At 73.5% G+C, this 21,239-nt stretch carries 14 protein-coding genes, 1 tRNA gene and 2 pseudogenes; 12 read left to right on the top strand and 5 right to left on the bottom strand.

All coding sequences use genetic code 11. The features are described 5' to 3' along the window. Positions 1-19: 19 nt before the first annotated feature. Positions 20-916: a DUF559 domain-containing protein gene (locus B1205_RS04790; protein ID WP_254909722.1), complete on the bottom strand. Its 897-nt coding sequence runs from the start codon at positions 914-916 to the stop codon at positions 20-22. 137 nt (positions 917-1,053) lie between these two features. After that, entirely contained in the window at positions 1,054-2,370 is a 1,317-nt protein-coding gene (locus B1205_RS04785) for a D-arabinono-1,4-lactone oxidase (protein WP_176308425.1), read from the bottom strand. A 219-nt stretch (positions 2,371-2,589) separates the two neighbouring features. Here B1205_RS04785 and B1205_RS04780 point away from each other — a divergent pair. Next, a pseudogene (locus B1205_RS04780) lies at positions 2,590-3,110 on the top strand (TetR/AcrR family transcriptional regulator). A gap of 56 nt (positions 3,111-3,166) precedes the next feature. Here the strand turns inward: B1205_RS04780 and B1205_RS04775 are convergent. Continuing rightward, on the bottom strand, positions 3,167-4,375 hold the full coding sequence (locus B1205_RS04775; RefSeq protein ID WP_089154515.1) for an amino acid deaminase/aldolase: 1,209 nt from the start codon (positions 4,373-4,375) through the stop codon (positions 3,167-3,169). Positions 4,376-4,685: 310 nt separating this feature from the next. Between B1205_RS04775 and tmk the strand changes: the two genes are divergently transcribed. The 6 genes and pseudogenes from tmk to B1205_RS04745 all read left to right on the top strand — a co-directional run bounded on the left by tmk (position 4,686) and on the right by B1205_RS04745 (position 10,453). Beyond that, positions 4,686-6,752 carry a dTMP kinase gene (tmk, locus tag B1205_RS04770; RefSeq protein ID WP_089154925.1) on the top strand — a complete coding sequence of 689 codons (2,067 nt, stop codon included), beginning with the start codon at positions 4,686-4,688 and terminating at the stop codon, positions 6,750-6,752. A 9-nt stretch (positions 6,753-6,761) separates the two neighbouring features. Further along, positions 6,762-7,919: pseudogene (locus B1205_RS04765) on the top strand (DNA polymerase III subunit delta'); the annotation flags it as partial. Between the two features lie 149 nt (positions 7,920-8,068). After that, complete coding sequence (locus B1205_RS04760; protein ID WP_089154514.1) at positions 8,069-8,398, top strand: YbaB/EbfC family nucleoid-associated protein; 330 nt, start codon at positions 8,069-8,071, stop codon at positions 8,396-8,398. A 1-nt stretch (position 8,399) separates the two neighbouring features. Further along, positions 8,400-8,705, top strand: coding sequence for a type VII secretion target (locus tag B1205_RS04755; RefSeq protein ID WP_089154513.1), 306 nt, complete (start codon positions 8,400-8,402; stop codon positions 8,703-8,705). Then, positions 8,705-9,373, top strand: coding sequence for a hypothetical protein (locus B1205_RS04750; protein ID WP_089154512.1), 669 nt, complete (start codon positions 8,705-8,707; stop codon positions 9,371-9,373). Before B1205_RS04755 ends, B1205_RS04750 begins: the two co-directional genes overlap by 1 nt. A 249-nt stretch (positions 9,374-9,622) precedes the next feature. Continuing rightward, a complete protein-coding gene (locus tag B1205_RS04745) occupies positions 9,623-10,453 on the top strand; it encodes a PSP1 domain-containing protein (protein ID WP_089154511.1) in 831 nt (276 codons plus the stop codon). Positions 10,454-10,486: 33 nt separating this feature from the next. Here the strand turns inward: B1205_RS04745 and B1205_RS04740 are convergent, their stop codons facing one another. After that, positions 10,487-12,226 (bottom strand): metallophosphoesterase family protein, encoded by a 1,740-nt coding sequence (locus B1205_RS04740; RefSeq protein WP_089154510.1) that lies wholly within the window; start codon positions 12,224-12,226, stop codon positions 10,487-10,489. Positions 12,227-12,348: 122 nt separating this feature from the next. On the opposite strand from B1205_RS04740, the gene B1205_RS04735 reads away from it, so the two are divergent. From B1205_RS04735 to B1205_RS04715, 5 genes are all read left to right on the top strand, one after another. Continuing rightward, a tRNA-Thr gene (locus B1205_RS04735) sits at positions 12,349-12,422 on the top strand. 68 nt (positions 12,423-12,490) lie between these two features. Beyond that, positions 12,491-12,958 carry a nuclear transport factor 2 family protein gene (locus tag B1205_RS04730; protein ID WP_089154509.1) on the top strand — a complete coding sequence of 156 codons (468 nt, stop codon included), beginning with the start codon at positions 12,491-12,493 and terminating at the stop codon, positions 12,956-12,958. An 87-nt stretch (positions 12,959-13,045) separates the two neighbouring features. After that, on the top strand, positions 13,046-13,474 hold the full coding sequence (locus B1205_RS04725) for a hypothetical protein (RefSeq protein ID WP_140157974.1): 429 nt from the start codon (positions 13,046-13,048) through the stop codon (positions 13,472-13,474). A 125-nt stretch (positions 13,475-13,599) separates the two neighbouring features. After that, positions 13,600-14,118: a SigE family RNA polymerase sigma factor gene (locus B1205_RS04720; protein ID WP_089154507.1), complete on the top strand. Its 519-nt coding sequence runs from the start codon at positions 13,600-13,602 to the stop codon at positions 14,116-14,118. After that, complete coding sequence (locus B1205_RS04715) at positions 14,118-14,609, top strand: hypothetical protein (RefSeq protein ID WP_089154506.1); 492 nt, start codon at positions 14,118-14,120, stop codon at positions 14,607-14,609. Before B1205_RS04720 ends, B1205_RS04715 begins: the two co-directional genes overlap by 1 nt. A gap of 20 nt (positions 14,610-14,629) precedes the next feature. On the opposite strand, the gene B1205_RS04710 is transcribed toward B1205_RS04715, so the two are convergent. Further along, the gene (locus B1205_RS04710) at positions 14,630-18,529 is read right to left on the bottom strand and encodes a hypothetical protein (protein WP_089154505.1); all 3,900 of its coding nucleotides are present in this window, start codon (positions 18,527-18,529) and stop codon (positions 14,630-14,632) included. Positions 18,530-21,239 lie beyond the last annotated feature (2,710 nt).

The raw sequence follows: 21,239 nt of genomic DNA, 5'->3' as shown, positions 1-21,239 counted from the left end.
GGGCGGGCGCGTACCAAGATCAGCCCGACCAGCCGGCGGAGAGCAGCGCGGCCTTCAGTTGGGTGATCACTGTGACGGGGTCTCTGCGGACGGCCCAGGCGGGGAAGCGGAGCACCCGGTCGCCGGGTGCCCATAGGTCGTTCTGCCGTCGCATGTCAGCCCAGGCCGTCCTCGGGTCCAGGTGCTGCCCGCCGTCGATCTCGACGAGCACCCGCCACCGTTCGAACCAGACGTCCAGGTAGCGGCGGCGTCCGGCGGCGTCCCGCCGGACCACCTGTCGGGACGGCTCGGGAAGCCCGGCCCTTCGCACGAGGTCGAGGAAGTCGAGTTCGGCGAGGGAGTGGGCGCCGCCCGCCGCATCGGTCGCGGTTGCCAGGATCAGCCCGCGACGACGCGCCCGGGGGAGCCGCTCCAGCACCTCGTGCAGGTCATCGCCGGCAACGAGGCGTTGCTGGAAGCCCGCCGCGATCACCGCCCGCGCCTCGTCGTCGGACGCCGCCCACTGCGCCGCGTCGACCAGCGAGCGAGCCGGCATGGTCCGCCTGGGCTTGCCGACCTCCAGCACGTCTTCCGGGGCCAGTGTCGTGGTGCGATGGATCCGCACACCCGGCGGCAGGGTTCTCGTCTGGTGGCGGGCCGGGAGCAGCAGGTGCACCAGCCGGCTCTCGTAGCGTCGGAGCCCCCACGCCTGGGCTGCGGTGAGTCCGCCCAGCATCGCCGCCGGCCCCGCCGCGAGCACCGCGATCCAGCGCAGCTCCTTCGGCCCGACGGGCCCGTTGTGGGTGATGTAGACGCGTTGGTGCGGTTGCCGCCAGCGCCCCCGTGCCACCCGGTGCCGGATCGTCTTCTCGGAGAGGAACTTCCTCGCCTGTGCCGCACCGAGCACCCGCTCCTGGTGGAACAGCAGCCAGCTCAACTCACCAGCGTCATCCCCCGGCATCTCCACCCGACAATCCCACCGCCCCTTTCCGGTCCCCCGCTGCCCCTGTGGACAGCGCGCGAGATCTTGGTACGGATCCGCCCCCGGAAGGGCGAGTCTGTACCAAGATCGGGTCAGGAGCCGAGGACCTGGCGCAAGTACGGGTTTGTGAAGATGTTCTTCGGGTCCAGGTTCGAGCGGACGGTCTGGAAGTCGGTGAACTTCGGGTAGGCGGTGGCCAGGGACGCGGCGTCGCGCCAGTGCAGCTTGCCCCAGTGCGGGCGGCCGCCCAGCTCGGTCGCCACCTGCTCGAACGCGCGGAAGTACGGCTCGTACGGCATGCCCACGTACTGGTGGACCGCCACGTACGCGGAGTCGCGCCCGTAGGAGTGGGACAGCCAGATGTCGTCGGCGGCGGTGAAGCGCACCTCGACCGGGAAGAGCACCTTGAACGGCAGCCGGTCCACGATCCGGCGCAACTCGGTGAGCGCGGTGGGCAGCGCGTCGCGGGGCAGCCCGTACTCCATCTCCACGAAGCGGACCCGGCGCGGGGTGCAGAAGACGTGGTCGGAGCGGCCGGTGTAGGTGCGTTCGGTGAGCGCCCGCGCGGAGACGGCGCTGATCCGGGGTGCGAGGGCGGGCACCGCGCGGCCGAGCCGGCAGGCCCCGGCGAAGATGGTGTTGGCGAGGAACTCGTCGTCCAGCCAGCCGCGCCAGCGGGGCAGCGGCCGGTCGTCGGCCGGCACCCGGTCGTTGGTCTTGACCTGCACCCGGTCGGTGTACGGGAACCAGTAGAACTCGGCGTGGTCGTGCGCCTCGTAGAGGCCGGGCAGGTCGTCGAGCACCTCGGCGAGCGGCGCCGGGCGTTCGTGCGCGCGGAGCACGAAGGCGTCCACGCAGCGCAGGGTGACCTCGACCAGCACGCCGACCGCACCGAGCCCGACCCGCGCGGCGTCGAAGACGTCGCGGTGCTCGTCGGCCGAGCAGCGCAGCACCTCGCCGGTGCCGGTGACCAGGGTCAGCCCGGCCACGAAGGTGGAGAGGCAGCCGAGCGTCGCGCCGGTGCCGTGGGTGCCGGTGGAGAGCGCGCCGGCGATGGTCTGCGCGTCGATGTCGCCGAGGTTGGGCACCGCCAGCCCGTGGCCGGCGAGCAGGTCGTTGAGCGCGTGCAGGGTCATCCCGGCCGGTACGGTGACCAGTCGACGGGCCACGTCGACGGTGACGTCGGTCTCCAGGTCGGCGAGGTCGAGGCGGTGCCCGTCGGCGACGGCGGTGGCGGTGAAGGAGTGGCCGCTGCCGACCGCCCGGATGGTGGTGCCGTCGGCGCCGGCCCGCCGGACCGCGTCGGCGACCTCGGCGACGGTACGGGGGCGCACGGTGACCAGCGCCGTGCTGTGTTGGTTACCGGCCCAGTTGGACCAGACGGCGGGGGTACCGGGCATGGCGGACACTCCTCGACATGAATATGAACTGAATTCATATCAGGAACGTTGTGCCTGGTAAATACCGCAATCGAGCCCGGCTCGTTGTACCGGTAGTCACACACTCGTGACGTGCAGATATGTTCATCCGTCGAAGGGGGGTGGCGCCGAGTGTCCACACCAGCCGCCACGACCGGGCCGCTGCGTCGGGTACCGGTGCAGGGTCGAAGTGTCGCGCGGGTCCAGCGGATGCTGGACGCCTGCGCCGAGCTCGTCGACGAGGTGGGGTACGAGGGGCTGACNTTCCGGACAAACGGGCGATCGTGCAGGCGTTGACCCTGCGCACGATGGAGTCCTACCTCCAGCGGCTCGACGAGCGGTTCGCCTCCGACGACCTCACCCACTGGTGGGACGGGGTCGACGCGGCGATCGACGAGTACATCTCGATGCACCGCACGGTGCCCGGTTTCCGTACCCTGCACTTCGGCGACGTGGTCGACCTGCACCTGCTGGACGACCAGCGGGACAACAACGGGGTGATCGCGGAGCAGCTCGCCCGCGTGCTCACCGAGCGTTTCGGTCTGGCCGGCGTGCCCGACCTGCGGTTCCACCTGGAGGTCGCGGTGGAGGCCGCCGACGCCTTGATCAAGCTCGCGTTCCGTCGTCGTTCCGACGGCGACGAGCGGGTGCTGGTCGAGGCGAAGGCGCTCATCCGGGAATACCTGCACCGGCAGGTCGACGCACCGACCGGGCCGGTCCACCAGGGCTGAGCGGCACGCCGAGCGGCGGGTTCCCGAAAGGTGCGCCGGGGCCCGCCGTCGTCACGTCAGAGGAAGGCGTGGCCCTCGCCGCGGTAGGTGGGCACGGTCGCGATGACGGCGTCGCCCTCGACCAGGTGCACCTCGTTGACGTGCTCGCACAGCTCGCCCGCCTTGGCGTGCCGGAACCACACCCGGTCGCCGACCCGTAGGGCATCCGCGGCGTCGCCGGCCAGCGGGGTCTGCACCTCGCCCGCGCCCTCCGCGCCGAGCAGCCTCAGCCCGGCCGGCAGCCACGGCCGGGGCAGCCGGCTCTCCGCCGCCGGACCGGAGGCGATCCAGCCGCCGCCGAGCACGGTGGCCAGCCCGGGCGCCGGCCGGCGGACCACCGCGCAGGCGAAGAACGCCGCCGGGGTCGGCCGCCAGGCACGGTACGCGTCGAAGAGCGTCGGCCCGTACAGGCCGGAACCGGCGGTGACCTCGGTGACCGAGGGGTCGGCGCTGGTGGCGGCCACGCTGCCGGTGCCGCCACCGTTGACGAACTCCAGGTCGGCGTGTTCGCGGACCGCCGCGACCGCGGCCGACCGGCGGGCCAGCAGTTCCCGGTACGACCCGCGCTGGGCGATCCGGATCGCCGACCCGAGCACCGCCTGCCCGGGCGGGGCGTCACCGAGGCCGGCGATCTGCGCCTCGTACGACATCAGGCCGACCAGCCGGAAGCCCGGCCGGCCGGCGACGGCGGCGGCCAGCGCGCCGGCCGCCCGCGCGCTGTGCACCGGTGACCGGCGCACCCCGACGTGCACCCGGCCCCGCAGGGGTCGCCAGGAGGCGTCCAGGTCGAGGCAGAGTCGCAGCGGGGGCCGGCGCCCGGGTGGGCAGACCCGCTCGATCAGGTCGAGCTGGCCGGCGTCGTCGATCATGAGGGTCACCGCGTCGGCGAGGGTCGGATCGGCGGCGATCTCGGCGAGCGCCCCCCGGTGCGCGGTCGGGTAGGCGACCAGCACGTCGTCGGCGACGCCGGCCCGGGCCAGCCAGACCGCCTCCGGCAGGGTGAAGGCCATCACGCCGCGCCAGCCGGGTCGCTTCAGCACCCGGGTGAGCAGCTCGGGCACCCGTACCGACTTGCTCGCCACCCGCAGTGGCTTGCCGCCGGCGCGTCCGACCAGCGCGTCGGCGTTGGCGTCGAACGCGGAGAGGTCGACCACCGCGTACGGCGGATCGAGGTGGGCGGTCGCCCGGTCGAGACGATCGCGAAGTTCGGCACGGTCGATGGCCACGTCTGCACGCTAACTGTCTGGGCGGCAATGCGAAATACCCTCGCGTCTGTCCGGGCTGCGGGCGGCGGTGCCGGCGGCCTAGGCTCGGCGAGCAGGCGAATGTCGCGGCGGACGACTCCCGCCACGCGACTAGAGTGTTCCACCGGGGATGCCCAGCTCTGGACCGGCACGTGGAGGTACGGCCATCGAAAGCCAGAAGAACGGCGAGTCGCCCGGCGTGTCGTCGCCCGGAGCGCAGGCCGCCGACCGGTCCGGCGCCGCGGCCATCCGCTCGGTGCTGCGCATCCGGCCGTTCCGCCGGCTGTGGATCGTGCTCAGCGTCGCCTCCTTCGGCGACTGGCTCGGCCTGCTCGCCACCTCGGTCTTCGCCGCGTCCCAGGTCCAGGGCGACACCGCCAAGGGCGCCGCGTTCGGCAGCGTGATCGCGATCCGCCTCCTCCCGGCACTGGTGCTCGGTCCGGTGGCCGGCGTCTTCGCCGACCGGTTCGACCGCCGGTGGACGATGGTCATCTGCGACCTGCTGCGCTTCGTGCTCTTCGCCTCCATCCCGCTCTACGCGCTCACCGGCGCCAGCGGCGGGTTGGTGGTCACCTGGGCCGCCATCGCCACGTTCCTGATCGAGACGGTCACGCTGATGTGGATCCCGGCCAAGGAGGCCGCGGTCCCGAACCTGATCCCGCGCACTCGGCTGGAGACGGCGAACCAGCTCACGCTGATCACCACGTACGGCATCACCCCGATCGCCGCGGCGCTCGTCGCCGCGGTGCTCGACCGCAGCGTGCGCGGCCTGGCCGGCGGCGACCTGCCCAACTGGGCCCAGCCGGCCCAGCTCGCGCTCTGGGTCAACGCGTTCTCCCGGCTGGCCACCGCGATCGTGGTGACGTTCGGCATCAAGGAGATCAGCCAGAGCCGGGGCGGCGAGCGGGAGCAGTCCGAGCAGTCCATGGTCAAGCAGTTCACCGAGGGCTGGCGGTTCATCGGTCAGACGCCGCTGGTCCGGGGCCTGGTGCTGGGCATCTTCGGCGCCTTCGCCGGTGGCGGCATCGTGGTCGGCACGGCCAAGTTCTTCGCCGCCTCCCTGGGTGCCGGCGACGCCGCGTTCTTCCTGCTCTTCGGTGCGATCTTCATCGGTCTGGCGCTCGGCATCGGGCTCGGCCCGACGATCGTGCGGGACATGTCCCGGCGTCGCTGGTTCGGCATGAGCATCGTGCTGGCCAGCGCCTCCGTGCTGGTGCTGGCGTTCGCCATCCACCTGTCCATGGCCATCCTCGGCGCGATCCTGGTCGGCACCGGTGCCGGCATGGCGTTCCTGGCCGGCATCACGCTGCTCGGCGGTGAGGTGGCCGACGAGGTGCGCGGCCGGGTCTTCGCGGTGGTGCAGATCGGCACCCGACTGGTGCTGATCCTGGCCATCGCGCTGAGCAGCCTCCTGGTCGGCGTCGGCGGCTCCCGCCAGCTCGCCATCGCCGATCTGGGCATCTCCGTCTCCTCCACCCGCCTGCTGCTGCTCCTCGCCGGCGCGGCCGGCATCTTCGCCGGGATCAGCGCGTTCGGGCAGATGGACGACAAGAAGGGCGTGCCGGTCCTGGCCGACCTCTGGGGCTCGATCCGGGGCCGTCCGCTGATGCCGGCGGAACCGTTCGTCTCCACCGGCCTGTTCGTGGTCTTCGAGGGCGGCGAGGGCGCCGGCAAGTCCACCCAGCTCGCCGCGCTCGCCGAGCGCCTGCGCGGCCAGGGGCGGGACGTGGTGGTCACCCGCGAGCCGGGCGCCACCGGCGTCGGTGAGCGGATCCGCTCGCTGGTGCTGGACACCGCCCCCGACGACGCGCCGTCGCCGCGCGCCGAGGCGCTGCTCTACGCCGCCGACCGGGCGCACCACGTCGCCACCGTGGTCCGCCCGGCGCTGATCCGCGGCGCGGTGGTGATCAGCGACCGGTACGTCGACTCGTCGCTGGCGTACCAGGGCGCCGGCCGGACCCTGCCGGTCGACGAGGTCTCCTGGCTCTCCTCCTGGGCCACCGGCGGGCTCAAGCCCGACCTGGTGGTCCTGCTCGACGTGGAGCCGCACACCGGTTTGGGCCGGGTGGCGGCCCGCAGCGCGGGCACCGACCGGCTGGAGGCCGAGTCGCTGGCGTTCCACGAGCGCGTCCGGTACGCCTTCCTCGACCTGGCCGCCGGCGACCCGAAGCGCTACCTGGTGCTCGACGCGTCCCGGCCGGTCGAGGAGATCACCGACGCGGTCGCCCGCCGGGTGGACGAGTTCCTCGTCGATCTGGCCGGCGTCGTGCACCCGCGGCCGGCGCAGGGCCCCGACACCTCGGTCCAGCCCGAGTTATCCGACGCGGAGCTGGTGACGATGGAGCGACCCCGCCGGTGACGGACGNGGCGGGCCGCCGCCTCGGCCGCCGCCCTGCTGCGCGCCGACGCCCCGGGCCAGGCCGCTGCCCCGACCGATCCGGGCGCCGGGATGACGCACGCGTGGATCTTCACCGGGCCACCCGGCTCCGGCCGCTCGGTGGCCGCCCGCGCCTTCGCCGCCGCCCTCCAGTGCGTGTACGGCACCGGCTGCGGCCACTGCCCGGGTTGCCACACCACGCTGGCCGGCACCCACGCCGACGTCCGGCTCGTGGTGCCCGAGGGGTTGTCCATCGGGGTCGGCGAGATGCGGGCGCTGGTGCTGCGGGCGGCGAGCACGCCCTCCGGCGGCCGCTGGCAGGTCGTCATCATCGAGGACGCCGACCGGCTCACCGAGGCCGCCGGGAACGCGCTGCTCAAGGCGGTGGAGGAGCCGCCGCCGCGTACCGTCTTCCTGCTCTGCGCCCCGTCCACCCACCCGGACGACATCTCCGTGACCATCCGGTCGCGGTGCCGGGTCGTGCCGCTGCGCCAGCCGCCGGCCGGCGCGGTGGCCGAGGTGCTGGTGGGCCGGGACGGCATCGTCCCGGACGTGGCCGAGTGGGCCGCCGCGGCCGCGCAGGGGCACGTCGGCCGGTCCCGGCGGCTGGCCCGCGACCCGGAGGCCCGGCAGCGGCGCGACGCCGTGCTCGCCGTGCCACGTCGCCTCACCGGCGTGGGCGCGGCGTTCGACGCGGCCTCGGCGCTGATCGAGGCCGCCGAGGCGGAGGCCGCCGCCTCGGTCGCCGAGCTCGACGAGGCGGAGCGGGCGGCGTTGCAGACCGCGCTCGGCGCGGGCGGCACCGGCCGGGGCGCGGCCGGTGCCATGCGGGGGGCCGCCGGCCAACTCAAGGACCTGGAGAAGCGGCAGAAGTCGCGGGCCACCCGGGCCCAGCGGGACGCGCTCGACCGGGCGCTGGTCGACCTGGCCGGCTTCTACCGGGACGCGCTCACCATGGCGCTGCGGGCGCCGGTCGCCCCGGTGCACACCGACACCGCGACGCTGGCCGGCGCGGGCGCGCAGAAGTGGGACGCCGAGGGTTCGCTGCGTCGTCTGGAGGCCGTGCTGGGGTGCCGGGCGGCGATCGAGGCGAACGTCAAGCCGCGGATCGCGGTGGAGGCGATGATGCTGGCCCTCTGGCGGGGCTGACCCCACCCTTACCCCAGCCTGTCCACAGGGCATCGACACGCGCGATTGACGTGCGGTACGGTCCGGTGATGCCGTGGTGACGGGGGCGGCACACTCAGTGAGGGTGGTGTCCGGGGGGCCGGCGCCGACCGGCCGGGAGGAGTCCGCCGATGCCACGGGGGGAGATCGACGAAGCCTGGATCGAGGAGGCGGTGCGGCGCTACCGCCGCATCGAGACCCTGCAGGCCGAGTTCGACCAGGCGGTGGCCACGGTCGAGGTCACCGTCCGCTCACCCGACGGGCTCGTCGAGGTGGTGGTCACGGCCGGCGGGCGAATCACCGACGTGCGTTTCCTCGGCCCCCTGCACCACCGCAGCCCGCGCGACGTGGCCGGCTCGGTCCAGGCCGCGGTGACCGCCGCCGCCGACGCGGCCCAGTGGGCCCGGGAGAAGCTGCACAACGAGACCTTCGCGGCCTACCGGCCGCTGGCGGGGGCCTGACATGGAGACGCTGCGCGCGCTGGCGGCCCGCCTCGACGACGCCGCCGCGACCCTCGCCACGCTGTCCCGCACCGTCACCGCCACCGACCCGCCGCACCCCGCGTTCGGCACCCACGCCGCCGGCCGGCCCGGTGAGGTGGGCCGCGCGCTGCACCGGCAGTGGACCGCCGCCACCGCCGACCGGGCACGCGAGGCGCAGGCCGCCGCCACCCGGCTGTCCGCCGCCGCGGCGGCGCTGCGCAGCGCCGCCGACCGCTACGCGGCAGCCGACGACACGGTCGCGCGCCGGCTGGCCCGGGAGGCCTGATGGACGCGCTCGACCGTCTCGCCGAGCCGGGCCTCGACCTGCTCGCCCGGGTCGACACGGTGCTCGCCGCGGGCGCCCCCGAGGGGCATCGGCTCTGGCCGCTGCTGCGCCGGATGCAGGTGCTCCCCGGCGCGGCCGTGCGCGAGTTCCTCGAACTGCACCCCGCGCCGCTGACCGGCGCCGGCCACGCCGTGCGCCGGCTCGTCCGGGGGTACGACGACACCTGCGCCCTGCTCGCCGATCCGGTCGCCTGGTCGGGGTCGGCCGCCGCGGCGTACGACGAGGCGCGCACCGCCCTGCTCCGGCACCTGGACGAGGGGCCGGAGAGTCTGGTCGGGCGGCTGGAGGCGACCGCCGGTTACGCGGACGCGCTGGCCGGCTGGGTGGAGAGCACCCGGGCCGCCCTGGCCCGGGCGCTCGCCGAGGTGCTGGGCTCCGCCGAGGCGGTCACCGTGCACGCGGCCGGCCGGCCTGGTGTCGAGCCCGGTCGGGTCGAGGCGTCGGCGGCGGCCGAGATCGCCACTCGGGTGCTGGGCGTGCTGGGGGTGGCCTACGACGGCGCCGAGACGCTGTTGCGCCAGTGGGGGCCGAGCCTCGCCGAGACGACCTGGCGGGACCGGGCCACCGCCGCGCCGCGCTTCGGCGGCACCACCCGGATCGGCCACTGACGGTCCACGGCGTCGCGCGCCGATCCGGCCGTGGCCGGGCACCGGCGGCGACGCCGTGGCCATCCCCTGCACCCCCCGCAGGTATGCCTTCACTCAACGCGGTCGGTCGGCGTTTGTCCCGGGGTCGGCCGAGGTTTCAGCCGTCCGGGCGAGGCGGGGAAGGCGCTTCGGTCAATTCGATCGGGATGGATCGACCTGTGGGTCGACCGGACGGCGGTCGGTCCGCGTCCGTCCGCGTAGGGTGGGTGCATGGGCATGCTCTGCGCGGTCAGCTTCAACCGGTACGGGCGCCTCTACTACCTCGACCCGGGCGAGCTTCGCCCGCAGGTGGGTGACCGGGTGCTGGTGCCCACCGACGAGGGTCCCGAGGTGGCCGAGTGCGTCTGGGCCGCACAGTGGGTCAGCGAGGACACCGAGGGCTTCCCGAAGCTCGCGGGGTTGGCCGGCGACGACGACCTGCGCCGCGACGAGACGTTGCGCCGGCGCAAGGCCGACGCGAAGGTGGCCGCCAAGCGGCTGATCCGCGAGCACGGGCTGCCGATGAAGGTGGTGGCCGTCGACCACGTCCTGGCCACGCCCGAGACCGGCAGCGACCGCACCACGATCTACTTCACCGCGCCGCACCGGGTCGACTTCCGGTCGCTGGTCCGCGACCTGGGGGCGACCCTGCACTGCCGGGTCGAGCTGCGACAGCTCTCCGCTCGCGACTCGGCGCGGGTGCAGGGCGGCATCGGCTCCTGCGGGCGCGACCTGTGCTGCGCCACGTTCCTCACCGACTTCGAGCCGGTGACGATCCGGATGGCGAAGGACCAGGACCTGCCGCTCAACCCGCTGCGCATCTCCGGCGCGTGCGGGCGGCTGATGTGCTGCCTGAAGTACGAACATCCGCTGTACCAGCGGTTCCAGGAGTCCGCGCCCGCGGTCGGCACCCGGGTCGAGACCCCCCAGGGCGGGGGCAAGGTGGTCGGCCACAGCGTCCCGCGCGACGCGGTCACCGTCCGCCTGGACGCCGACGGCTCGCGTTCCATGTGCTCCCGTGCCTCGGTCTGCGGCCCACGGCAGGCCCACGACCAGCGCTGATCCCCCTGTTTGTCGACGGGAGGGGCCTCGCGGTCAGCGGAGGGTGATGGGGGGTTCGGCCAGGCGGGGGGTCAGGGGGGTCTTCGGGGTCAGCCAGGGGGCGGTGGGAGCGTCGTCCGGGTTTATCTGCCAGGCGTGGGAGACCCGGTCCAGGGCGATCGGATAGATCGTGAGGGTGCCGTCCGGCTCGAACCGGAACCGGAGGAACGCCTTCGAGTCCTCGATGCCCTGGGCGGCGAAGAGTTCGTTCACGTTGACCCCGAACGCGCCGGCCACCAGCAGATAGAGCGCCACGAGCTGACTGGCGACCAGGCCGATGACCGGCCCGTAGAGCACCACCGCGGCGACCGCCGGCATCGGCCAGGGCCAGTCGTAGAACGGCAGGCGCAGCCAGAGCCAGGTGCCACCGGCGGCCAGCGCCACCTGCGCCAGCCCGTGCGTCACCCCGAGGATCCAGTGCCGGGCGTGCCGTTTCCCACCCGCACTGGGCGGCTTGGCGAAGACCGCCGCGCCCAGCATCGTCACCACCAGCATCAACACCAGCGGGACGCTGAACAGCCGTTGCTCGGCGGTGCCGACCCGCTGCGCCGCCACCCCGGCCATGGCCAGCATGAGCAGCGTGTGCAGGGTGCCGAGCAACGTGGTGAAACCCGGATTGCGGAACGGCAGCCGGCCGAAGATGCCCCAGCCGTACCGCCGGGACCGGGCCGCGTCCGGATAGCTGGCGGCCAGGTCGTACTCGCGGGTGCGGCTGGCCCGCCGGGTCATCGTGTCCCGGGGCGGCACCTCCAGCCGTTGCGGCAGATGATGGGTCGGATAGAGGTACGCGCCGCCGCCACCGCAGGTGATGAGCTGCCGCCCCTCCGGGCCGGCGTAGCGCGCATAGTGGTGCAGGTCCCCGGAGACCAGCAGCCGTACGTGCGCCCCGGTGGGCGCGACGATGGTCCGGACGAAGTAGTCGATCGAGTCGTACGCGTCGGGGTGGTCGACGGCCTTCACCCAGGTCGGTGCCGGCACCGCCAGGATCACCCGGGACTGCGGCGTCAGCTTGCGGGCCACCTCGTCGAAGTAGGTGAGCTGCGGATCGTCCAGGTAGGAACCGGACTGGTCGTCAAGCCCGAGCAGCCACCAGCCGGCCGGCAGTTCCACCGCGAAGTAGGAGCGGGACTGCCCGGTGCCCCAACCGGCGAAGTGGCGGTCCCGGGAGCGCACGAACAGCCGCAGGAACGCGGTCAGGCCGTCGTACCAGTCGTGGTTGCCCGGCACCGCGAAGAGCGTCGGCCGTTCCGGCGGCGCCACCGGCAGCGCCGCCTGGTACGGGCCCTTGCAGCGGTCCTCGTACGCCTGGTAGCCCGCCGACGGGTAGACCTGGTCGCCACCCATCACCAGCGTCTGCGCCCGGGGCAGCCGGTGCCCGTCCACGGTCAGTTCCGGCTGGGCGAGCAGGTACGCCACCGAGTACGTGGCGTCGAAGCCGTCGCCCAGGTCGGCCACGTAGTCGAGCCAGAGCCCGCCGTCCGGCCCGACCTGCCGGAACGTGTCGTCACCGAAGGCGTTCTGCAACTCCCGCTTGTCCAGGTACGCCCCGAACAGCGAGGCCAGCAGCGTACGCAGGCCGGTGCTGATCAGCAGCAGCGGCGCGAGCCAGGGCACCGGCCGACGGGGGGTGAAGCCCAGCTCCAGCGGGTCCAGCCGGCGTGGCCGACGGCTGGCCCCCTCACCCGGGCGTACCTCGGGATCCGGCTGCCGCGGCGGTACGTGGTCGTCGCTCACCCGCCGCAGGGTAGCCCGGACGGCGGGCGAAGTCTCGCCGGATGCGAGCGAATGTCCGGTTCTGGACGTGAGGGGATCGGGTTCGGCTCCGGGCCGCGTGTGCCGTACACTTGGCGATCGTTGCCGCCTTAGCTCAGTCGGCTAGAGCGACGCACTCGTAATGCGTAGGTCGACGGTTCGATTCCGTCAGGCGGCTCGGCACGGAAGCCCAGGTCATCGGCCTGGGCTTCGCCGTTTCCCGAGGTCGACGACAGGAAGCCCGGCATGAGCAGCCCACGCGAGACCTTCCTCCGACTGGTGAACGGCGTCTGCGACGGCCCGTACGAAGAACTGGCCGACCTGTACGCCGAGGAAACCCATGTCACGCATCCGTTCCACCCACTCGACCCGCCGCCGCTGCGTAGCCGTGGTGAACTGCACGATCACTTCACCGCGCCGCCTCCGGTCGCCCGGACGCTGATCCGTAAGCCGGTCGACGTGACGATTCACGAAACCGCGGACCCGGAGGTGATCGTCGCGGAGTTCGCCTATCAGGGGCGGGTCGCCGAGACCGGTGAGGAATTCACGGTGCCGTGCGTCTTCGTGATGCGTATCCGCGATGGGCTCATCGTCGAGTCCCGGGACTACATCGACCATGTCGCCAGCGCGCGGGCCTGGGGTCGACTCGACAGCCTCCTGGCCGCACTCCGCCCGCAGGAAAGCACCCCCGTCGAGGGCGCGGCCCGGCCCTGACCCGCGTCGAGGTGCCGCGGGCTCGCCGGGCCCAGAAAAAAGTTCTGGTCGGCGGCAACCTGCGGGCGGCGGATCGCATGTACCCGGATGTACGCAACGATCGCCACGATCCATAGGGGTCCGGACATGTCTGCACGCCGTCTTCTGCTGCCCGCCGCCATCGCGTTGTTCGCACTTACCGCCTGTGGCGAGACGGCGACACCCGGTTCCGGCTCCACCGCGCCTGCCACGCCCTCAGTGACCACCGAGGCGGCCGGGGGTGTCCAGAGTGCCGGCTGTCCCTCGGAAACCGAGCTGCAGAAGCTGGTCGAGCTGCCGATGGGCTTGGCCTTCGGTGGTATCGAGTGCGTGAAGGGGTGGGCGGGGGCCGTCCTGCAGGGCTCGCGGGCCGCCGACGGCTTCTACCTGTTCCACTACACGGCCGGTCCGGGCTGGAGGTTCTACGGCGAGGGCAGCGGATACGAGTGCAAGGAGCTCGGCCTCACCGAGCCGGCGCCGTTCTGCACCTCCGACTGACCGACAGTGACCGCGGTTTGCGGGCGGTGGCGCACACTGGCTACGGTGTGCGCCACAGTCAGCCGGCCGCACCGACGCCGCCGTGCCCTGACTACCTGTGCGGTACGTGGCGGCAGGAGCGGGGCATGGCGGGATCGATCGACGACCAGTTCCGGGAGTTCGTCCGGACCCGCTCGCCGGCGTTGCTCCGGACGGCGTTCCTGCTGACCGGTGACCGGCACCTCGCCGAGGACCTGGTGCAGGACGCGTTGGCCCGGACCCATCGGGGCCGGCGGCGGCTGGACGATCCGGGGCACTTCGAGGCGTACACCCGCACCGCCATGTACCACCAGCATGTGAGCTGGTGGCGGCGCCGCAGGGTGGCCGAGTCCCTGCCCGGGGAACTGACCGACGTGGTGCAGCCCGGCAGTGACCACGCCCGCCGTACCGATCTCAAGCTCGTCCTGCACCAGGCCCTCGCGCAACTCACCCAGCGACAGCGCGCGGTGCTGGTGATCCGCTTCTTCGAGGACCGCAGCGAGGTCGAGGCCGCGGAGCTGTTGCAGTGCTCGGTCGGCACGATCAAGAGTCAGACCAGCAAGGCGCTGGCCCGCATGCGGCAGATAGCGCCCGAACTGCTCTCGGCCGTGATGGAGGAGGCCTGATGACCGACGACCTCGGGCCGCTGCGTCAGGCCATGGCCGAGCTGAGCGAACACGGCGGCAGCGCCGACCTGTATGAGCGGTCCCTGCGCAGGTCGCGGCAGTCGCAGCGGCGGGCCGTTCTCGCCACCGGCACCGCAGCCGCAGCGATGGTGTGCGCCGTCGGCGGTGCGGTCGCCTTCGCCGTCAGCCGGCCCGACCCGTCGGCGACGTCCGTGGCCGCGCCCGGCAGCACCGCCGGGAAGCCCGACTGTCCTTCCCTCGACACCCTCGGTGATCTGGTCGAGCTGCCGCCGGGCTGGTCCTTCGCGTCGGCCGGGGTGCAGTGCGCGGAGATCTGGGCGGCAGCCGACGTGCGGCGACCGGCGGGCGGCACCGTCCGCTACCTGTTCCACTACGCGACCGATACGGGTTGGCGGTACCAGGACCAGGGCACCGAGTGGAACTGCGGAGAGCTCGGCCTCACCCGGCCGGCACCGTTCTGCACCTCCTGACCGCCCGCGCCTTCCTCGGCTCAGGTCCGTGACGTTCGCGCGACGTCGCGGAGCAGGTCGAGCAGCTTGCGGGCCTCCTTCGCCTCGCGTTCGTCGGGGGCGTCCCGCGGCATGACGATCATGCTGAACGGCACCTCGACGGCTGCGGCGAGCAGCCGTTGCAGCAGCCGGGCCTGCATGTCTTCGAGGTGTGGTTGCGCGACGAGGTCGCCCGGGTGCGGGGTGAGCGCCCGGCCGAGCGCGGCGAGCGGCCACAGCGTCGCGTCGCGGTGTCCCGGCTCCATCAGCAGGCCCGCGTGGGTGGTGTCGCCCAGGGCGGCCAGCAGCCCCGCCGCGAGGGCGACGATGGGACCCTGCGCCACCTGGCTGCGGGACCGGCCGATGACGCCGAGGCAGAACGCGCGCAGGTCGTTGGCCTGGCTCTCCCGCAGCGACCCGGAGAACCGGGGGTCGGGTCGTCCGGCGGCGTCGATGCCACCCAGGTCGATGGCGGCGAGCCGGACCTCCTGCCCGACCGGTGACTCGCCGCGCGCGCGGGCGTGCAACATCCGGGCGATCGGCCCGAGGTGCAGCGAGCGGGCGGCGGAGACACCCACCCGGTGGGCCAGCCGGACGGCGTGCCGTGCCGCGAGCCGGGTCGTCTGCTCCTTGCCGAGCTGCCGCAGCAGCAGCACCGCGGCGAGCGCCGGCGCCACGTCGAGTTCGGTCGCGCCGTCCACGGTCTCCAGCCACGGCAACAGGGCGGCGGCGGCACCCTCACCACTCTGGTACGCCCGGACCACGGCGACGCCGAGATCCCCGTCCGCCTCCGCGCCCGCGTAGGCGGCGAGGCGGGCCGGTACGGGCGCCCCGCCGAGCGACTCGGCCATCCACGCGCAGACGTCCAGTCGGGTGCGCCGCATGCCCTTCTCCACCAGGCGTACCGCCCGATCCGGGGCGGACCTCTCGGTGACCAGCATCGGCAGCGGATCGACGTCCGGACCGACCTGGTGGTGGTTCTCGCTCACCAACTCGGCGAGCCACCCGTCCGGGAACAGCCGGACCAGGTAGCGGTGGTGCAGGTCGTCGGCCGCGTGGAGAGCGGCCAGCGGCACGGCCCGTACGGAGCTGCCCGGCGAGAGCCGATTCCAGTGGTGCCGGGCGGCGGCGGTCGTCGTGGTGGAGACGGTGGCGTCCTCGCGTACCTGGACGGTCAGCGAGTCCTCACCGACCACGGCACTGTGCAGCGCGGACGCCGTCAGGCCGGTCGCCCAGGAGCACTGCCGGGCGGGAAGCCATCGCAGCGCGAGCGACCGGGTCTCGCGGCACACCACACCGTGGTCGCCGATCGCGGTGAGCGGCTCGACCGTGGTCTCGGTGCCCTGCGCCGCGGTCGGTGCTGCCCCGGCCACCAGCCGTCCCCGGTCGACGCGCATCCAGACGGCGGTACGTTCGCGGCTGCGGCGCATCCAGGCGACGACGTCGGCGGCCAGCCGGCGGGGCAGGCCGGGCAGCAGGGCCTTCAGCTCGACCCGCAGCAACGTCCGGCCGTGGCGGGCGAGCACGGTGCCGTCGGCGAGTTCACCCAGCACCCGCGCCTGCAGGATCTGCCCGTGCACCGAGGGCGGCTCGGACAGGCCGGCCGGGGTCACCCGCACGCCGGTGGCGTCGCCTTCGGTGACCCGTACGGGCAGATACCCCCCGACCGCATCGAGGACCATGCTCCGCTCGGGATCACGGGCGAGCGCCTCGGACAGCCAGGTGGCCGGCTCCGCGACCAGCTCGCACCGCAGGGCGTCGAGCCCGGCCACGGTCCACCGGTCGGACTTCCAGGTCGCGAGCAGCACGTCGCCCGGCTCCGGCAGGTCGCCGTCGCGCATCGGGGTCAGCTCGTTGTCGCGGTCGAGCCAGCAGTAGCGTCCCGGTGGCAGGTCCGACTGCAGTTCCCAGCCCGCCGGGTAGGTGAGCTGCCATTCGCCGCCGGCCAGGCTGATGCTGCCCCTCTCCGGGTCCTGTCCGGTGACCAGCAGCAGCGCACGCCGGTTGCCGAGGAAGCCGCGCGGGCCGGGCTGCCACTCGACGAGGTCGAGCGGGTTGAGCGCCACCGGGGACGAGGCCGTCGAGCGGACGGTCACCTCGTCGCCGGGCGCCATGTCGCGCCAGCGGAACCGGTCCAGGCTCATCGGGGTTCCGGGCGCGTGCAGGATGCTGCCGGGCACCTCGACGACCCGGCCGGGTGCCAGCTCCAACCAGATGCCCTGGCCGTCCTTGAGCAGCCCGGCGACCGGGAAGGTACGCTCCCGGCCGAGGTTGCGGTCCTCCAGGAGCGGGATCGCCGGGTACGCGAACCGTTCCAGGTCGGCCGGCCGGTAACGCAGCGACCATCGTTCGTCGAAGAACAGCGGGTCGTTCGACGGCCGGGCCGGCACGGGCAGTTCGAAGGGCCGGGACACGATCTGCTCGTCCCGCCCGCGGGTCCACGTCCCGGTGGTCAGGTCGTGGTACTCCCAGCGGCCGCGACGGCAGTGCCGGGCGACGTCCCGGGCCGGCCGGTCCGCGAACGACAGCCGGTGCCATCCGGTGGCGTCCGGTGGCGGCGGTCCATCCGTCCCGACGGTCCCGAGCGTCGGCTGGTCCTCCTTCCCGGCGCTGACGGTCGCGGCCCGTACCTCGTCCGGACCGCCGACGATCTTCGCCTGCCGGCCGTCGGAGGCGATCAGCGCGAGCTTCGGGTGTTGGCGGCGCATGACCGCCTCGGTGTGCCCGCCACCGGCGACCGCGAGGTTGGGCAGGGACACGACGGTGAACCTGCCGTTGCCGCGCTGGAACTCCTGCGGACGCCGCAGCATGTTGTCCATCGGCAGGAGCGTGGCGGGCCGGCTCCGGCGGGCGAACGACGTGTCGGCGGAGACGGCGGGCGCGACGAAGATCCGGCCACCGGTCCGGCGCAGCGAGACGATGTCGCGTGCGCGCAGCCGCCGGGCGACCCCCTGGTCCACGTCGATCTGGGCGAGGACTCCCGGGCTCAGCTCCACCACGACGCCGGTGCGCAGGACCTCGATGACGGTCGCGAAGACGGCGCCGGGCATGGTGGCCAGCCAGTCGCGCAGCGTGTCGGACCTGCGGGCCGGGGCGTCGACGGTGCTGCCCGTCCAGACGCCGGGCTCCATCGGCTCGCCGATGGTCACCCACATCCGTGCGGGCAGGCCGACCGGTTCGTTGCGCTGCTGCTTCTCCAGGGCCCGGCGTAGCGTCGCCTCCCGGTACGAGAACGAGCGCCGCAGGACCCGGACCTCGACCGGTTCGGTCGCCTGGCCGTGGACGCCGTCGAGGGAGAACGCGACCAGGATGTCGTTCTGGAACCGGCCGCCGCCGCTGCGCTCGACGCGTCGTCGCTCCATCAGGAGCCGGTGGCCCTTGCGCAGCCCTCGTCCGCCGGCCGCCTCGCCGGCCGGGGTGAGGAACCACAGCGTCAGGTAGGGGCGCTCGGCGGACGGCTTCGCGTCGGGCCCGCGATCGACCTCGACGATGAGCGTGCGGTGCACCGTACGGGCCGAGTCGCGCAGTTCCTCGGGGAGCGCGGCGATGATCTGCTCGACGCTGGTGCGGTCGAACCGGGCGTTGCGCAGGCGCCTCTCCCGGACGTCGGTGGACAGCGGCTGGGCCGGGGTGGCCCGTGAGACGGTCACCGACTCGACCGTGACGTCCTCGTCCTGCGGGTGGATCGCGACGGTCACGAGCTGGAGCGTTCTCTGGTCACCGGCCCACAGCTCGTGTTCGATCTCCCACTGGACGTCGTCGGGGAGGATCGCCAGCACCAGCCGTTCACCCCCGCCGTCCGCCTCCTCCCGCTCGAACGAGACGGCCCTGATGCGGTCGCCGAAGAACAGTGACGGCGCGGGTTGGGTACCGACCCGTACCCGGTCGGCCGGGACGAGCACCGTCCAGCCGTAGCCGAACTCGAATCGGTAGTCGCCCGCCTGGTCGAGGCCGGCGAAGAACAGGGTCTGNGCGGGCGGGCGAACCGTTCCACGGTGAGCGGCTCGGCGAGGCGGTACGAACCGTGCCACCGCCCGGTCACCGGGTCTTCAGCGAGCAGGAAACGGGCGCCGGCGGTGCCGTACTCGGTGCGGCCCGGCACCCACGGTGTGTCGGCCGTCGGGATCGGCACGTCGGCCGTCCACCCGCCCTCCGTCAGCGGAACCCGCAGCCCGTCCAGGTCGGCCAGTCCCGGCCGCAGCGTGCCGGTGGCGTGCCGGTCGCCCGTGCGCAACCAGTGGTCGAAGCGTTCCCGCATCCGCTGGTCGTCGTCGACCCGAGCGGGCGTGGCCCGGGTGTTGCCGCGGCCGGGCAGGAACCGCCGGTGGACGTCGAGCAGGGTCCGGCCGTCGTCGGTCTCGTACTCGTCGACGAGTATCCGCATCCCGGACCAGCTGTCACCGCCGCGCCCGAACGCCCCGGACAGCGCCTGCCCGTAGAGGTACCGGCCGTCGGGGAGCTTGAGCCGGACCCGGCTCACCCAGCCGCCACCGTGGGGGAAGTCCCACAGCCGCTCGACCCGGCCGGCACCGACCGGCACCTGCCGGCCACCGCCCCTGGACATCTCGGCCAGGTGCGCGCGGGTCGTCCGGCCCGGCGTCGCGACGACGACCTCGGCCCGGTCGGTGCGCTGGATCAGTTCACGCAGGCCGCCCGGCGGTACGACGCCGAGGCCGAGGTGGAGCGAGGGCGGCATCTGCCCCTGGGGAGGGGGAACGGCCTGCCAGAGCGCGCGGACGTTGATCAGCCGGGTGCTCGCCTCGAAGGTCCACCCGCCCGGCTGCCAGAGTGCCCACACCAGGTCACCCTGCCGCCGGGGCGGGGCGGAGAACGCGCTGCGCGGCACCGTGCAGGCGAAGGCGCCCCGGTCGTCCTCCAGCCAGACTCCGCAGGCGTCGTGTTCCTCGTGGTGCGGCACGACCCAGGCGACCAGCCCCGCGACGCCGTCGGAGCGCCGCTCCAGGCGGGCGAGCCGGCCCCGGTCCGGGCCGGGAAGGTGACGTTCGAGGACGTCGGTGCCGACCGGCACCGGCTCCTGCGTGTGCTCGGCCCGCTTGACGCGGATCGAGCGGACCACCACCACGCGGTCGGTCGTGAGCCCTCTGCTGAGCGTGGAGTCCATGGTGAGCGAGTCGAAGTCGATTTCCACGGGCAGGTCGTCCCGGGTGTAGCCGCGGACGGAGCTGTACATCCCGTCCCTGACCCGCAGCGGCTTGATCGTGAAGAGGTCATCCTCACGCACGTACCGCAGCGCGCCGAAGCGGTCCCCGGGACGCTCGGCGTCGTGCAGGCTCTTGCGGTCGGCGACCCGGCCGCGGGCCTCACCCTGGCGCCGGCGCTCGTCGTTCCAGCCGTCGGGCCACAGCTCGAACGCCATCGACGAGGCGATGCCGCCCGGATGCGTCCCCACGTTGACGGTGACGGTCTCGGCGATCTGTGGGACGTCGGTCGCCATCACCCATGCGCCGTCGGACCAGGTGGCCAGGTGCGTGTCGGAGCCGTCGAACACCTGACGCCAGCGCAGGTTGCGGTCGTCGAACGGCCCGTCCGCGAGATCGCGCCACCGCTCCGCGGACGCGGCCGGCGCCCGGTCGGCAAGCTCGACTAGTGGGTTGCCCGTCCCGGTGGTCCGCAGGCGTACGTGGATGAGCAGGCCGTTCTCGTCGCCGTGCCCGCCGGTGCCCTCGACCTCGCCGCGCTGCCGCTGGTCGATGCGCCACCGGGTGAGCTGCTCGCGGGCGGTCCGCGTCCAGGCGGCCGGCGGCAGCAGGTAGACGTCGCCCGGCCGGGTGGCCACGCGCCACGCGTCCCCGTCCGGGGTGACCGCCCGTTCGATGAGGACCACGGTCGTCTCGCCGGCGCCCAGCTCGGCGCTGACGAAGTGGGCGAAGGTGCGGTCGGCCGGCAACCACACCCGGCTCTCGTCGTCCCACCGCACCATCGTCCGGCCCGAGATCTCCGAGGGTGCGCCGTCGCGGAACCATCCGGACACGTCCGGGTCCCAGTGGTCGAAGACGACCGACGGCGGGGTGGACGAGCCGCGGGTCTGGTAGTCGATGCTCCGGTTCCGGTAGCCGTCGACGGTCACCGACACCCCGTTGGGGCGTACCACGAACGACGCCCGGCGGACCTCGCCGGCGACGGGTGGCCGCCGGTGGAGCAGCTCCAGCGAATCGACCCTGCCGTCGTTGACGTGGACGGCGACCAGGTCGCCCAACTCGGCGCGCAGGCGGGACGCGAACGCGTACGGCCGGGTGCCGAGCCCGACGTTGACCAGGACGCGTCGCCCCTCGTTCTCGGTGCCGGCGACGACGCCACTGAGCCAGACGCGCCCGGCGGGCAGCCGCCGGTCGCGTGGGACGTCGACGTCGAACAGATCCGTGGCGTCCCGCTGGACGTGGTGGTGGCCGAAGCGGCGCAGCGACACGTTGAGCGGCACCCGGGTGAGCTCGTACCCCTGCGGGAACGCCGCGGCGAGCAGGCGCGGATCGACCCGCTCGCCGGGCTGGGCGGCCGCGACCAGGGATTCGGCCGCCCGCAACCACTCCCACGGTCGCGCGGTCAGGTTGCCGGCCACGGTGACGAAGCGTTCCAGCAACTGCGTCCGCTGCG

The sequence above is a fragment of the Micromonospora sp. NBS 11-29 genome, from assembly GCF_002140155.1.
Classification (GTDB): domain Bacteria; phylum Actinomycetota; class Actinomycetes; order Mycobacteriales; family Micromonosporaceae; genus Micromonospora.
The sequence above is the reverse complement of the archived record's forward strand: the minus strand, read 5'-3'. Positions and strand labels throughout refer to the sequence as shown.